This is a genomic window from Antarctobacter sp. (genome assembly GCF_034670325.1).
GTDB lineage: Bacteria > Pseudomonadota > Alphaproteobacteria > Rhodobacterales > Rhodobacteraceae > Antarctobacter.
Genome location: NZ_JAXMNR010000007.1, coordinates 158,802 through 173,613, shown reverse-complemented (window position 1 = coordinate 173,613; position 14,812 = coordinate 158,802). Strand labels below are relative to the sequence as shown.

Sequence of the window (14,812 nt, the reverse complement as noted above, 5' to 3'; positions counted from 1 at the left end):
CGCGCGCAGATGATCAGCGACGGCTCTGATGTCACCCTGCGCGAGGGCGAGACCGAAGAGACCGCCTGCAAGTGCTGCGGCGCGCCCACGACGGTTGTCACCGGCTATCTAGAGGTCGGCGACCTGTCCGCCGGGTGGTACACGGTCGGCGTCACACTGGGCAAACCCGATCACCTGCCGCTGGTGCGGCTCTATATCGGCGACTGGACAGAAGGGGCCGGACCGGATGAACGCTGGGCCCTGCGCATCGGCATCGCGCGCGATGGCCCCACCTTGCTGGACTGGCCCGAAACCGACACCGCAGAGGTGCGTCCGGTGTTCACGCCTCTCAACCGCGCGCAGGTGCTTGGCACGCCGATGGAGGGCCAGCTCTGGTCGCTTCTCGACACCATCCTGACCTGCGACAGCCGCCTCTGAAGGACCCGCCATGACCCTCGAAGACCTTGAGCAGACCATCGCCGACCGCGCCGCCGCCTCACCCGATGACAGCTGGACCGCGAAACTGCTGGCCAAGGGGCCCGAGAAATGCGCCGAGAAATTCGGCGAAGAGGCGGTCGAGGCGATCATCGAAGCGGTCAGGAACGACCGCGAGAAACTGACCTCGGAGGCGGCGGATGTGCTGTTTCACCTGTTGGTCATGCTGAAATCCCGCGATGTGGCGCTGGCCGATGTCATGGCCGAACTGGCCCGCCGCCAAGGCACATCGGGCATTGCCGAAAAGGCAGCCCGCTAAAGGAGGCACTGATGGCCGACCTGAGTTTCACCGGCACGGTTTCCGGGCTGAACCACGCCCGTATCTGCGGCCGTCTGCGCAAAAGGCATCAGCCGTGGCTGATGCGCTGGGGCGTTCTGGCCTGCCTTGGCATCTACATCGTCCTGATGTTCCTGCTGGTCCTTGTCGCCAATCTGACCGCCCTGCGCCTGCCGGACTGGTCGTCCTATCTGCCGTTGCTGGTTCTCTTTGCCGCGCTGGTCTGGCTGTCCCTTTGGCGTCGCCGCCATGTCTGGGACTCTGTCCGCGATGCGCCGGTCCGCCGCGCGCCGCAACAGTTTGACCTGACGCCCGAGGGCCTGCATATTCGCGGCGATCTGATCGACAGCCTGATCCGCTGGCCCGCCGTGCTGGACGTGATCGAAGACCCCGAGGGGCTTTTGTTGCTGACCGGTCAGATGGAATACATCGCCATCCCGATAGAGGCCTTTGCCGACCCCGACGCGATGCGTGCGGCAAAAGCCGCCTGTGAGGACTGGATCAAGGCGGCCCGCGCCCCCATTTGATCAAAAAGATCAGGACGCGAGGCAACCGCAACGCGTTGTCACGCGTTGCCCGCCAAACCGCCTTGAAAGGTCCCCGATGCAAATCTTCAAATGCCCGGCCTGCGCCACGCCGCTTTACTTCGAAAACGACCGCTGCGCCTGCGGCCAACAGGTCGCGTTTGACCCCGAGGCGCAGACTATGGTTGTCGCGACGGACCGTTGCGCAAACCACCGGTCCATCGGCTGTAACTGGCTCCCCGAAGAAGACCCCGAGGCCGAGGGACTGTGCCGTTCCTGCGTGATGACAGAGGTCGTGCCCGACCTGCGTGAGACCGACAACCTGCCGCTCTGGACGCGCACCGAAGAGGCCAAACGCTGGATGCTGGCCAATCTTGCGCGCTGGGGATGGTTCACCAACACAGACCCCGGCGACCGCCCGGTGTTCCGGATGCTGTCCGAAGAGACCGCGCATGGCGACGCAGAGGTGACCATGGGCCATGCCGATGGTGTCATCACCATCAACGTGACCGAGGCCAACGAGGCGCTGCGCGCCGAACGTCAGGACCAATTGGGAGAAATGTACCGCACCATGCTGGGCCACATGCGGCACGAATGCGCACATTTCCTGTTTGAACGGCTGGCAAAGGACAAGGGCTTTCTCCACGGGTTCCGGGACCTGTTTGGCGACGAACGGGCCGATTATGCCGAGGCGCTGGAACGCCACTACGCAGACCCGCGCGATCCCGGCGACACCCATGTGACCCCCTATGCCACCGCCCACCCGCATGAGGACTGGGCAGAGACGGTCGCGCACCTGCTGCATCTGGTGGACATCGCCGACAGCGCCGCGGCTGTCGGACTGGCCGTACCCGGCGGGCCGGTGGCTGGATACGACGCCTATGCCGATCCCGACACCAATGCCGTGCTCAACCATGCAATCCAGTTGTCGATGGCCGTGACCCATGTGAACCGGGCGCTGGAACTGCCGGACCTCTATCCCTTTGTGCTGACATCGCCGGTGCGCAAGAAGATGGGCTTTACCCACAGCCAGCTGCGCCGTCCCGCCGGGCAATAGCGCGGGCCAAGGGACGGCGGGCGGGGCGTCTTTCGCGCGGCGCGCGCGGAACAGCGTCCGTCCGGCGTTTCCTATAGTTTTGACGAAATGATCCCGGTGTTAAAGCCGCCCATGCGCAACTCGCCGAACAGGCGCTGGTATTCGATCTTGGGGCAGCGGTCCATGACCACCTCCACGCCGCGCGCTTCGGCCATGGCGGCGGCCTCTTCGTTCACGACGCCGATCTGCATCCAGATCGTCCTGAGCGCGGGCAAGACTTCCAACGCCTCTTCGACGATGGGCGGCACATGGTCGGGGCGGCGAAAGATGTCGACCATGTCGACCTCTTTCGGACAGTCGGCAAGCGTGGCCCGCACCTCTTGTCCGAACAGCACCTTGCCGGCATGGCCCGGGTTTACCGGAATGACCGTGTAGCCCTTCAGCGACAGATAGCGGGCGACATAGTAGCTGGGCCGCACCGGGTTCATCGACACCCCTACAACCGCGACCACTTTGGTCCGGTTGAGAATCTCTTTCAGCTTGTCGTCGGAATACTGCATGGTCCAGCCATAGCCTGCCCGGAGCAAAAGAAAAAGCGCCCGGGGCAGAACCCGGGCGCAAGTCACGGAACGAGGGACAGTGAAGGTCTCGCAGGGGTTCCGACCCCGCGGCCTGTTAAAGAGATAGGCGAGAATGCCACAGTTCCAAGCCCTGTAAAGAAACTGTGAACATTTTTCTTGACGCCCCTATTCGGCCACCTGCGGCGCGGCGGGGGCAAGGCTGCGCACCAGGCTGGGGTGCAGGCTTTCCGACGGATCGCGGCCAACGGTCCGCCCGCCGCGCAGGACAAACAGTTTGCCCAGACCCATCCAGGTGCCCACCGAGGGCGCCTCTGCGTCACAGGGGAACCGCGTCCGCCAGCCCGCGGGCAGATCGACGCCGCAGCCTTCCAGCTTTTCCAGCATCCAGACCAGCGGGATGTTGGCCAAAGGGCGCGCTGCCTCGAAGTCGCCCAGTTGGCCGCCGATATCCCCGTGGGTGCCGCGAAACCAGACCTGCTCGACCTTGCCCGCCCAACCGGGCGGGCATTCCCACAGCACCGGCGCAAATGCGGCGCGGGTCTCATCATAGGCCAGCGCGTGATAGCCGTGCCGGATCGACGCGCCTAGCGCGTGGTTGTGGAACATGTGCTCGGGTTCCGTCAGCCGCCAGAGCAGCGGCAGCCGCAGGCCCAGCGCCTTGACCGAATCCCACACCCCGATCATCTCGATCGGCGCGCTGTCATGGCAGGTCTTCGCGGCAAAGGCCGCCGCCGCCTCGCCCTTTGGGGCGTATTGATACAGGCGGTAAATCTGCCGGATATTGCGCTCTGTCGCGCTCTCGGCGCGCAGCAGCCCCACCATGTCGATGATCCCGGCAAGCGACCGCGCCGCAAAAGCGCCGCGCGAATAGCCCATCAGAAAGATGCGGTCGCCCGGACGATACCGCGAGGCAAGATAGCCATAGGCCCGCCGGATCTGACGGTTGATGCCGCGCCCCAGCGCCACGTCGGGCGTGGTGGCCCAGTCCGTCCACTGCACACCCGCCTCGTAGAAAAGTGAGGCATGCCCGGTTTCCTTGAGCAGAAGATAGGTCAGCCCGGCATTGGTCTCAGTGCCGGGCTTGAGCGAGGACATGGTGCCGTCAAGGATGATGACATGATCAACCGGCCCGCGCCGCCGCGCATAGGCCGAGTGGTCCGCCGCAGGACGGCGGCGGAACCAGCCGAAAACAGTGTTACTCAGCCGCGATCGCATCGCCTTCCAGCATGGCCCAAACGCGCTGCGGCGTGAAGGGCATGTCCACTTGTCTGACCCCGCGCTCCCACAGCGCGTCCTGCATCGCGTTCGACACCGCCGCCAGCGCGCCCACGGTCCCGGCCTCACCACAGCCTTTCATGCCCATGGGGTTGGCGGTCGATGGCACCGGCTCAAATTCGAACCCGATCATCGGAACACTGTCGGCCCGTGGCATCGCATAGTCCATGAACGAGGCCGTGAGCAACTGCCCGTCCGCGTCATAGACCACCCGTTCCGTCAGCGCCTGACCGATACCCTGCACGACACCGCCATGCACCTGCCCCTCGGCCAGCATCGGGTTGATCAGGTTGCCGAAGTCATCCACGACGTTGAAGCGGTCACAGACCACCTCACCGGTCTCCGGGTCGATCTCAACCTCGGCCACGTGACAGCCATTGGGGTAGGACCGCCCCGGCAGGGTTGCCGTTTCCTGCCAGCTTAGCAGGTCGTCGCGGCCCGCCTCACGCGCCATCTGCGCCACCTCCAGCATGGTGGGCGTCACGTTCGACCCCTCCGCGCGGAAGGTTTCATCGTCAAACCGCACGTCAGAAGCATCCACCCCCAGTTCCCCGGCGAGGAATTCAGAGAACCCTTCGACAATCGAGGCCACCGCCTGCAGCGTCACGTTGGTCTGCACAGTGACAGAGCGCGATCCGCCGGTGCCACCACCGCTGGCGATCAGGTCGCTGTCGCCCTGCACCACCTCGATCAACTCTGCCGGGATGCCGGTCTGATCCGACAGGAACTGGCGGAACACGGTTTCATGCCCCTGACCGTTCGACTGGGTGCCGACATAGATCTTTGCGCCGCCGTCTTCGGTGAATTCCACCTTCACGTCCTCGTTCGGAGCGCCCAGGATAGACTCGATATAATAACAAGTTCCCAAGCCGCGCAGCTTTCCCGCCGCTTCGGACGCCGCCTTGCGCGCCGCAAACCCCGCAAGATCCGCAGAGCGTTCGGCATGGCCCATGACCCGAACGAAATCGCCCACGTCATAGTTTTCACCGGTGACCGTCTTGTAGGGGAATTGCGCGGGCTTGATAAAGTTGATCCGGCGCAGCTCCAGCGGGTCCAGACCCAATTCGCGTGCGGCACGGTCCATGACCCGCTCCAGCACATAGATCGCCTCGGGGCGACCCGCGCCGCGATAGGCATCGACCTGCACGGTGTTGGTATAGAACCCTTCGCAGCGGTAATAGGCGGTCTGGATATCATAAGTGCCAGTCAGCACGCGGGCAAAGAGGTTCGACTGGATCATCTGACCGAAATGCCCGTTGTAGGCACCCAAGTTCGACCGCGTGTGCAAACGGTAGCCAGTGATCCGGTTGTCCTTGTCAAAGGCCAGTTCGGCCAGCGTCACCAGATCGCGCCCGCCGTTGTCCGACAGCATCGCCTCTGTCCGGTCCGACATCCAGCGCACCGGGCGTCCGGTCTCACGCGCCGCAAAGGGCAGCACGAAGTATTCCGGATAGGGAAAGCCCTTCATCCCGAAACCGCCGCCGACATCTGGGTTGGTGATGCGGATCTGCTCCGGCTCCAAGTGGTAGGTGCGGGCCAGTTCGCCCTTCATCCCCCAGACGCCCTGCCCGCCAAAGGCCAGATGCACCCGCCCGTCCTGCCATTCCGCATAGGCGCCGCGCGGTTCCATCGAGTTCACGATGATGCGGTTGTCACCGACTTCCAGCGACACGGTTTTCGCAGCCGCCGCAAAGGCCGCGTTGGTGGCCTCCTCATCGCCGATCCCGAAATCAAAGGCACGGTTGTCGGGGGCCTCGGGGTGGACCGTGTTGTCCCCCGCCGCCGTGTCCATCGCCACCGGCAGTTCGTCATAGTCGAACTCGATCAACTCCGCCGCGTCGCGCGCCTGTTCCAGCGTCTCTGCGACGACCACGGCCACCGGCTCCCCCACATAGCGGACACGGTCCTCGGCCAGCACGGGCCGCTTGGGGTTGGCCCCCTGCGTTCCGTCGCGATTGCCAATCAGCGCCGACGCCATGCTGATGTCGATCCCGGCGGCCAGCATGTCGGCGGAGGTCACGACCAGATGCACCCCCTCTGCCGCGCGCGCATCGCTCACGTCCAGCGTTGTGATCTCTGCATGGGCCACGGGTGAGCGGAACACATAGGCGCGCAGCGACCCGTCCGGCGCAATGTCATCTACATAGCGTCCATGTCCGGTCAGAAAACGAACGTCTTCGACCCGCGTCACTGGTTGGCTCTTGCCGAACTTGTCCATGGGACTCTTCCTCGCGCTGTTTGGCTTTGAGCCGGACATTAGAGGTCATGGCGCGGGTGTCCAGAGGCGCGGGGCCTTCAAAGGCAAACCAAAGGCGGCTTTGCTCCCGGACGCGTCACTGTCTGGCCAAAGTCACGATCTGCCGCGCCCCATATCCATTGAACCGCGTGGCCAGCGCAGAGGAATAGGCCCCGCAGCCGCGAAACAGCAGATAATCCCCCTCTTCCAGCCCAACGGGCAGCCGCAAACCGTCGGGCAGCCGGTCAAGGCTGTCGCAGGTCGGTCCGAACACGGTCATGCGACGGCTTTCGCCCGATCGCGGGACGCCATCGGGGTCAAGGACGGTCACCCGGGTCGACGGCGCAATGTCGCGCCACTCTGCCAATCCGCCATAAATACCGTCGTTCAGAAAGATCGTCTCCCCTTCCCGCGCCTTGATCCTCAACGCCAGATCAAAGGCTTCGGCCACCATGGCCCGCCCGGGCTCACAGACCAACGCCGGGCGGTTTTTGCCAAAGGCCGCTGCCACAGCACGGTCGATGGCGGAAAAGAGCGCCGGCAGATCCGGGGCCGGCTCCTCGCGGTGGGCCGGAAAGCCTCCGCCCACGTTCAACCGGTGCAACCGGATGCCTGCGCACGCGGCAATCCCGGCCGCCGCCCGGATATAGGTTTCCCAGGCCTTCGCCTCTCGGCACTGGGTTCCGGGATGAAAGGTGAGCGACGGCATGCCGCCCTTGGCCACAACCGCACGCAGCAAAGCCCCTGTTTCTTCTGGTCCCGCGCCAAATTTCGACCCGAAATCATAGGCGGCCCCCGCGACGGGCAGTTTCAACCGCACCGCAACCTCGGTGCCCTCCAGCGGCCCCAGCTTGTCCAGTTCCGACCGCCGGTCGACCGACCACGAGGTGATGCCAAAGCGCCGCGCCGCCGCGATCTCGGTCATCGAGCGCACCGGATTGTGGTAATGCAGCCGCGCCTCGGGGGCCGCGCGGCGCACCTGCGCCATCTCTTCGACCGAGGCCACGTCGAAACCCGCCATCCCCGCCGCCGCCAACCCGTCCAGTACCGCCCCTTCGGGATTGGCCTTGACAGCATAGGTCACCTCACCGGGGAAATGCGCCATGAACAGCGCCGCCGTGGCGCGCAACCGCGCCGGATCGAAAAAGAAAACCGGGTCGTCGAGGCGCATCCGCGCCAACCAAAGCGCGGGATCGCGCTGAAATGCCTGTTGCAGCACCATTGCCTGTGCCTCCTGTTCGCCTGCCGCTTCAGCCTGCCGCTTGTGGCTGGCGAACTCACCTGTCAAAATATACGAACCTTATCGACATTTCAGACGGATCGACGGAATGGATGTGCAAATTGACGAAACGGACCGCGCCCTGATCGCTGCCTTGGCCGAAAACGCCCGCCTGCCGGTGGCCGATCTCGCCCGACGCCTTGGGCTGGCCCGCACCACGGTGCAAGCGCGGCTGGATCGGCTGGAGGCACGCGGCGCCATCGCAGGCTACACCCTGAAACGCGGCCCCGGATTGCACCCCGCCCTGCGCGCCACGGTGCTGATCTCGGTGGAACCGCGCGCCACCGCCGCGGTGCTGTCGCGCCTCAAATCGCTGACGGCGGTGGAAACGGTCCATACCACCTCGGGCCGGTTCGACATGATCGCCACGCTCAGCGCCGCCACCACAGAGGCACTCGACCAAACGCTGGACACCATAGGCGAGGCCAAAGGCGTCCGGGCCTCCGAAAGCCTGATCCACCTCAGCACCCGGATCGACCGGGGCGCATGACACTTGTCACCACCAGACCGTGAGCCTGTTCCCCGGAGCCATCTCTCGCTTGATGCCCATCAGAGCCGGGGACGCGCGCCGTGCAAGGGGGCGCAGCCCCGCGCTTGCGCGGCTTGCCCTTGCAGGGCGCGCGGCTCTGGCTCAGGCAGCAAGAAAGCGAGCGATGGGTTCGGGGAACAGGCGGGTCTGTTCACGGGTGAATCGCAAAGCGGCAAACGCGCCGCAAGGCGCGACTCGGCAGGGTCGGCGGGCGGGCGATGTTGCGGCCCCCAGGGGCCGTGACGAGTCCCGTCCGGCGACCTGCTTTTTCAGCTCAGACGCAACAAACGACCTCAGTCGCCTTCCGCCTCTTCGGTTCCATAGGCCTTGAACAGCCCACCCTGGAACATGAAGAACACAAACACCGCCAGCGGAAGACCGGGAAACTTGAACAATACCCATGTTTCCGTGCTTAGGGTGCGCCAGATCACTTCATTCAGAACCGCCAGCGCCAGAAACAGCGCCGTCACCCGGCGGGTCAGGATCATCCAGCCCTCGTGTTTGAGCGGGATCAACCCCTCCATCACCAGCTGCAACCAGCTTTCGCCGCGCATCAGCCCAACCGCAAGGGCCCCGCCGAACAGCACATAGATCAACGTCGGCTTCATCTTGAAGAATCGGTCGTCATTCAGCCAGACGCTCAACCCGCCAAAGACCACAATCAGCACCGCCGTGACCACCTGCATGCGGCTCAGATGCCCGGTCAGCCACCACAGCGCGCCCATACCGATCAGAAAGACCGGAATGAACCCGGCGGTGACCACGATAAACCCCTCGTACTCAGTGCCGCCAATGACAAAGGTCCGGTCTTTGAGCCAAAAGTAGGCGACCAGAAAGCCGATCAGCGGGCCAAATTCCAGCGCCGCCTTCACCATCGGGTTGACCTGCCGTTTTTCCATGCCGCGCGTCTCCATCCTGTTTCAGCGCCCCTTAGGGCCTTCAGCCGCCAAGTTCAACGATCACCGCCCCCGCCGCGATCAGGGTCATCAGCGCAATCCGCCGTGGCCCCACCGTCTCCCGCAGCACCAGCCAGCCGATGACCGCGGCAAAAACTGTCGAGGTTTCGCGCAGCACCGCCGCCTCGCCGACCTTGTCCAGCCGGGTGGCCATCATCACCGATCCGAAACTGCCATAGGCCACCAGCGCCCCGGCCAGCCCCCGCGTCAGCAGCGGTTTCAGCGGCACACCTGCCAGCCGGTGCCGCATCGGCGTCACCAGCATCATCAGCGGGAAATCCAGCGAGGCGAGGAAAAAGAACCACGCCAGAAAGGTGAACGGGTTCGCCGTGGCCCGGATGCCGTAGGCGTCATAGGTGGTGTAGAGCGCCACGAACAGCCCCGTCGCAAGGGCATACCCCAGCGCCGGAACCAGCGTCTCACGCGCGGTCTGCAAAAAGATCAGGTTGTAGACCGCCAGACCAAAGATCCCGGCCAGCAACACGCCCAGCCCCATCCACTGCACAGCGGAAAAGGTCTCGCCAAAGATCAGCCATGCGCCGATGACGGCAAACAGCGGTCCGGTGCCGCGCACCACCGGGTAGACCACAGTATAGGCGCCGCGCATATAGGCCATCGCCTGCAGAAACTTGTATCCAAAGTGGATCGCGACCATCCCGACAAACAGCGGCCACATGTGCGGCTCGGGCCATGGCACGAGAAAAATCATCGGAAAGGTCAGCACCACCAGCCAGCCGTCGATCGCCGTGCGCGAGACCCATGGATCGTGCCGCCCCTTTTGCAACGCGCCAAAGACCGCGTGCAAAAAAGCCGCCAGCAGAGCAAGCCACAGCGCCGCGACATGCCCGGCCTCAGTCCCTTCGAGCGAGAGCAGCCACGCGCTCATGCGGGGCGCTCACGGCGAATGGATTTAATCATTCCACCTCCAGCCCGGTCAGGGCGGCGGCGAACTCCTCGGGATCAAAGGGAGCAAGGTCGTCGATCTGTTCGCCCACGCCGATGGCGTGGATCGGCAGGCCGAACTTGTCCGCCAGCGCCACCAGCACACCGCCCCGCGCGGTGCCGTCCAGTTTGGTCATCACCAGCCCGGTGACATCGGCCAGTTTGCGAAAGGTCTCGACCTGGCTGAGCGCGTTCTGCCCGGTGGTGGCGTCCAGCACCAGCAGTGTGTTGTGTGGCGCATCCGGGTCTTTCTTGCGGATCACGCGGACGATCTTGGCCAGTTCTTCCATCAGGTCGGCGCGATTCTGCAACCGACCGGCGGTGTCGATCAAGAGCAGGTCCGCGCCTTCGGTCTGCGCCTTTGTCATTGCGTCAAAGGCAAGGCTTGCCGGGTCGCTGCCCTCGGGGGCGGTCAAAACCGGCACACCGGCGCGGTCGCCCCAGACCTGCAACTGCTCGACGGCGGCGGCGCGAAAGGTGTCGCCAGCGGCGATCACCACCTGCTTGCCGGCGGCCTTGAACTGGCTGGCCAGCTTGCCAATCGTCGTTGTCTTGCCCGACCCGTTCACGCCGACAACCAGAACCACCTGCGGTTTCTTCGGGTACAGAGGCAACGGGCGCGCAACCGGGTCCATCACGCGGGCAATCTCTGACGCAAGCGCCTGTTTGATCTCATCCACCGACAGACGTTTGCCAAACCGCCCCTCAGCGATGTTGGCGGTCACGCGCAACGCAGTGTCCACCCCCATGTCAGAGGCGATCAGCAGTTCCTCAAGCTGTTCCAGCATGTCGTCGTCAAGCACCCGGCGCACCACCGGCGCGGCTTCGGGTTGGCGTCCCATGAGGCGACCAAGGATGCCGCCCTTTTGTTTCGCAGGCTCAGGTTTGGTTTCGGGCGGTGTTGGTGCCTCAGCCTCAGGGGCCGGACGCTCGGGGGCTATTCTTTCCGGCGGGCTTTCCGGCGGGCTATCGGTCACAGGCGCGCTCATTGGCGCAGGGGGTGCAGCGGCCGGAACCGGTGGGCCAGCAGGAGAGGGCGGGGCAGCAGGAGAGGATGCCACTTCAGAGGCGGCGTCCTCTCACCCGTCCTGAACAATCGCGTCGAGACCCTCGTCCAGCTTGGACGAGGTTTTTAACAACCGGTTCTTGAGCTTGCCGAAAAAGGACATGGGGGTCGCCTGATGCTGCGGTTTCCCCCACCTAATACGCCTGAGCGTGCAATGAAAGGTGGCTTTGCGGCCTTCTCCCCTCTACCGGGCCCCTATCGGGGCGGTCGCAGCGCGCGCAGGAACAAGAGCGGCTTGTACAAACCCGGCAGAAAACTTGTCCACATATGCCTGTGGACAAGTTTCTTTGTCAAAAACCGATCAAACCTCGTCCGGGAAGTGTTTGATGGTCATACGGATCGGGTTCGGCGCGGCCTGCCCCAGTCCGCAGATCGAGGCATCCGCCATGGCCACGCAGAGTTCCTCCAGCAGGGGCTGATTCCAGCTTTCGGCGCTCATCAGTTTGACCGCTTTTTCGCAGCCCACCCGGCACGGCGTACACTGGCCACAGCTTTCATCCTCGAAGAACCGCAACATGTTCAGCGCAGCGTCGCGAGCGCTGTCCTTGTCCGACAGGACAACCACCGCCGCCGACCCGATAAAGGTGCCATGCGGCTGCAACGTGTCGAAATCCAGCGGAATATCATCCATGGAGGCAGGCAACAGACCAGACGACGGGCCGCCCGGCTGATAGGCCTTGAAGCTATGCCCCTCGGCCATGCCACCAGCGGCTGCGATCACGTCAAGGATGGTGGACCCGGCGGGCAGCAGATGGACACCCGGTTGCGCCACGCGCCCGGAAACCGAGTAAGACCGCAGCCCCTTGCGACCGTTCTTTTCAACACTCGACAGGATTTCGGGGCCATCGCGGCAGACCTTCGCCACCCAGTACAGCGTCTCGATATTGTGGACGAGAGTCGGGCGGTCAAACAGCCCGACCTGCGCGACATAGGGCGGACGATGGCGCGGCAACCCGCGCTTGCCCTCGATCGACTCGATCATCGCGCTTTCTTCGCCGCAGATGTAGGCACCCGCACCGCGTCGCAGGTCGATATAGCCCTTTTCGACCAGCCCTGCGTCTTCGACTTTAGCGATTTCGACGCGCAGGATCTCCAGCAAGGCGGGGTATTCGTCGCGCATGTAGATATAGCAGCGTTCCGCCTCGACCGCCCAGGCTGCGATCAGCATTCCCTCAAGGAAAACATGAGGTTCCCGCTCAAGGTGAAAGCGATCCTTGAAGGTTCCCGGCTCGCCCTCGTCGCCGTTCACCGCCAGATAGCGCGGACCCGGATTGGCGCGGACAAAGCCCCATTTGCGCCCCGAGGGGAACCCCGCGCCGCCCAACCCGCGCAGGCCAGAGGACAGAACGCTTTCCTGCACCGCTTCCCAGTCACCATTGGCGCGCAGGTCCGTCAGGACGGCATAACCGCCATCTGAGGAATAGGCGTCAAACCCTTGATATTCCGGGATATGCGTGTGTGTGTCTTTGGCCTCGATCGCGGCGCGTACCTTGTCCACGGTGGCGTGGTCGATGTGGTTGTGGCCCAGTTCCAGCACCGGCGCGGTATCGCAACGCCCCATGCAGGGCGCGCGCAGGACGCGGACCTCTGACGGGTCCATGCCGTCCTCCAGAGCGGCGCGCAACTGCTCGGCCCCGGCCAGTTCACATGACAGCGAATCGCAGACCCGTATGGTCAGCGCGGGCGGCGGCGTCTCACCCTCTTTGACGATGTCGAAATGGGCGTAAAAGCTGGCCACCTCGTAAACCTCGGCCATCGACAGGCGCATCTCTTCGGCCAGAGCGCGCAGATGCGCCGCCGACAGGTGGCCATACGCGTCCTGAACCAGATGCAGGAACTCGATCAGCAGGTCTCTGTTGCGCGGGCGTTCGCCCAGCAGCGCCTTGACCTCTTCCCACGCCTGATCCTCGACCTGGCGGCCCTTGGGCGTGACCCGCCCCTTGCCCTTGCCCGATTTCCAGACGCCTTTGCGTTCGTCGAGTGCCATGCATGTCTCCCTTGCCTGCCGCGCACCATATATCCGTTCCTCCGGGCGCCGGGACCGAAAAACGACGCATTCCCGCGTCACTGCGCCCAGAAAAACACCCGGTTTCGTCGCATCAGGAACGGAATGTTCCGATATGTTAAACTCCGGGCCTTACAGGAGCATTCATGCTGCGGTTCATCTTGGCAACGCATGGAATAGTCTTACTTCTGGCGGCGGCGATGCTGTTCGGCGCGCCGTTTCCGACGCTTGCGCTGATCTACATCACGGTCTTTGCCTATGGCATGGACCGGCTGTCTGCCTTGGCCGCGCCGGATCACCCGGGGCAGGAATTTCCGGCCGGTGACGGGCTGTCGGTCTGTTTGGCGCTGGCCCATTTCCCGCTGCTGTATGGCGGTGTCTGGACGCTGACGGGAAACGCCGCAACAACGCTGGACAAGCTACTGATTTTCATCGCACTTTCCCTGTTCATTGGGCAGGTTGGAAACTCCAACGCGCATGAGCTGATCCATCGCGGATCGCGCAGTCTGCGGCGGCTGGGCGTGGCGGTTTACGCCTCGATCCTGTTCGGGCACCATGCCTCGGCCCACGTGCGCGTCCACCATGTTCACGCCGCGACGCGCCGCGATCCGAACTCTGCCCGCGCCGGTGAAAGCTTTTACGCCTTCGCGCTGCGGGCCTGGGTTGGGGCCTTTCGTGAGGGATACCGGGCCGAATCGCGGTTGCGACGGGGCAGCGGGCTGCACCCTTACGTGGGCTATCTGTCTGTCGCGGCCTTGTCGCTGGCGATTGCACTGCTTCTGGCGGGTCCCAAAGGCGTTGCCGCATTGATCGCCATTTCGGCCTATGCGCAGGCGCAACTACTCTTGTCGGACTACGTGCAGCACTACGGCTTGCAACGGCGCGACATCGCCCCGGGCAAGGCGGAACCCGTGGGACCGCAGCACAGCTGGAACGCACCGCAGAGCTTTACCTCGGCCCTGATGCTCAACGCGCCGCGCCATTCCGACCACCACGTGCATCCCGCGCGTCCTTATCCCGGTCTGGACCTTGACCGGCAGGCCATGCCGATCCTGCCCTATGCCCTGCCCACGATGGCGGTCATCGCGCTGATTCCGCCGGTCTGGCACCGGATAATGGACCCTCGCGCCCGCCGCTGGGCCGCCTCAAAACACCGGCCAGCGACCGCTTACGGTTAACCATTCATGAATACCCCACTTCCGGGCGCGGGCGGATTCTGGCAATTTGAGCCTTATGAAACACATTTTCGCCCTAGCCCTGACCTGCCTGACCGCTCTGCCCGCGCTGGCGGCAGAGCCTATGTCGGCCTCCGATTTTGAACGCTACGTGACCGGGAAAACCCTGTATTTCGGCCTCAACGGTGAGGCTTACGGGGTCGAGAAATACCTGCCCGACCGGCAAGTGACCTGGTCCTTTCTTGACGGCAAATGCAAGGAGGGCTTCTGGTATGAAGAGGCCAGCCAGATCTGCTTTGTCTATGAAGACAATCCGGACCCGCAATGCTGGAGCTTTTTCAAAGAGGGCGCCGGGCTGCGCGCGGTGTTCGAAAACGACCCCGCCAGCACCGTGCTGTACGAAGCCCAACAGAATGACAAGCCGATGCTGTGCCACGGCCCCGACGTCGGCGTGTGA

General features: G+C 64.1%; 14 protein-coding genes and 1 pseudogene. 7 read left to right on the top strand and 8 right to left on the bottom strand.

Translation table 11 applies throughout. The features are described 5' to 3' along the window. The first annotated feature begins 9 nt into the window (after positions 1-9). The 4 genes from VOI21_RS18070 (at position 10) to VOI21_RS18055 (ending at position 2,332) form a co-directional block, all read left to right on the top strand. Positions 10-417: a hypothetical protein gene (locus tag VOI21_RS18070; protein ID WP_323771354.1), complete on the top strand. Its 408-nt coding sequence runs from the start codon at positions 10-12 to the stop codon at positions 415-417. 10 nt (positions 418-427) lie between these two features. Beyond that, the gene (locus VOI21_RS18065; protein ID WP_323771353.1) at positions 428-733 is read left to right on the top strand and encodes a phosphoribosyl-ATP diphosphatase; all 306 of its coding nucleotides are present in this window, start codon (positions 428-430) and stop codon (positions 731-733) included. A gap of 11 nt (positions 734-744) precedes the next feature. Beyond that, positions 745-1,278 carry a YcxB family protein gene (locus VOI21_RS18060; protein ID WP_323771352.1) on the top strand — a complete coding sequence of 178 codons (534 nt, stop codon included), beginning with the start codon at positions 745-747 and terminating at the stop codon, positions 1,276-1,278. Positions 1,279-1,354: 76 nt separating this feature from the next. After that, on the top strand, positions 1,355-2,332 hold the full coding sequence (locus VOI21_RS18055) for a zinc-binding metallopeptidase family protein (RefSeq protein WP_323771351.1): 978 nt from the start codon (positions 1,355-1,357) through the stop codon (positions 2,330-2,332). 71 nt (positions 2,333-2,403) lie between these two features. Here the strand turns inward: VOI21_RS18055 and VOI21_RS18050 are convergent, their stop codons facing one another. The 4 genes from VOI21_RS18050 to VOI21_RS18035 form a co-directional block, all read right to left on the bottom strand. Beyond that, positions 2,404-2,871: a CoA-binding protein gene (locus VOI21_RS18050; protein ID WP_323771350.1), complete on the bottom strand. Its 468-nt coding sequence runs from the start codon at positions 2,869-2,871 to the stop codon at positions 2,404-2,406. A gap of 186 nt (positions 2,872-3,057) precedes the next feature. Next, complete coding sequence (locus VOI21_RS18045; protein ID WP_323771349.1) at positions 3,058-4,107, bottom strand: DUF2235 domain-containing protein; 1,050 nt, start codon at positions 4,105-4,107, stop codon at positions 3,058-3,060. Next, entirely contained in the window at positions 4,088-6,385 is a 2,298-nt protein-coding gene (locus VOI21_RS18040) for a xanthine dehydrogenase family protein molybdopterin-binding subunit (protein WP_323771348.1), read from the bottom strand. The genes VOI21_RS18045 and VOI21_RS18040 overlap by 20 nt, the downstream gene beginning before the upstream one ends. A 115-nt stretch (positions 6,386-6,500) precedes the next feature. Then, positions 6,501-7,691 (bottom strand): type III PLP-dependent enzyme, encoded by a 1,191-nt coding sequence (locus tag VOI21_RS18035; RefSeq protein WP_323771347.1) that lies wholly within the window; start codon positions 7,689-7,691, stop codon positions 6,501-6,503. Between the two features lie 46 nt (positions 7,692-7,737). Here VOI21_RS18035 and VOI21_RS18030 point away from each other — a divergent pair, with 46 nt between their 5' ends. Next, positions 7,738-8,172: an Lrp/AsnC family transcriptional regulator gene (locus VOI21_RS18030; protein ID WP_323771442.1), complete on the top strand. Its 435-nt coding sequence runs from the start codon at positions 7,738-7,740 to the stop codon at positions 8,170-8,172. Between the two features lie 332 nt (positions 8,173-8,504). On the opposite strand, the gene VOI21_RS18025 is transcribed toward VOI21_RS18030, so the two are convergent. The 4 genes and pseudogenes from VOI21_RS18025 to VOI21_RS18010 form a co-directional block, all read right to left on the bottom strand. Continuing rightward, positions 8,505-9,110 carry an inner membrane-spanning protein YciB gene (locus VOI21_RS18025; RefSeq protein ID WP_323771346.1) on the bottom strand — a complete coding sequence of 202 codons (606 nt, stop codon included), beginning with the start codon at positions 9,108-9,110 and terminating at the stop codon, positions 8,505-8,507. A gap of 40 nt (positions 9,111-9,150) precedes the next feature. Next, complete coding sequence (locus tag VOI21_RS18020; protein ID WP_323771345.1) at positions 9,151-10,053, bottom strand: EamA family transporter; 903 nt, start codon at positions 10,051-10,053, stop codon at positions 9,151-9,153. A 28-nt stretch (positions 10,054-10,081) separates the two neighbouring features. Further along, a pseudogene (gene ftsY / locus VOI21_RS18015) lies at positions 10,082-11,278 on the bottom strand (signal recognition particle-docking protein FtsY). 198 nt (positions 11,279-11,476) lie between these two features. Next, complete coding sequence (locus tag VOI21_RS18010; protein WP_323771343.1) at positions 11,477-13,162, bottom strand: NAD(P)H-dependent oxidoreductase subunit E; 1,686 nt, start codon at positions 13,160-13,162, stop codon at positions 11,477-11,479. A gap of 164 nt (positions 13,163-13,326) precedes the next feature. Here VOI21_RS18010 and VOI21_RS18005 point away from each other — a divergent pair, with 164 nt between their 5' ends. Together VOI21_RS18005 and VOI21_RS18000 are read left to right on the top strand one after the other, a co-directional pair. Next, a complete protein-coding gene (locus VOI21_RS18005; RefSeq protein ID WP_323771342.1) occupies positions 13,327-14,358 on the top strand; it encodes an alkane 1-monooxygenase in 1,032 nt (343 codons plus the stop codon). 55 nt (positions 14,359-14,413) lie between these two features. Beyond that, the gene (locus VOI21_RS18000) at positions 14,414-14,812 is read left to right on the top strand and encodes a hypothetical protein (protein WP_323771341.1); all 399 of its coding nucleotides are present in this window, start codon (positions 14,414-14,416) and stop codon (positions 14,810-14,812) included.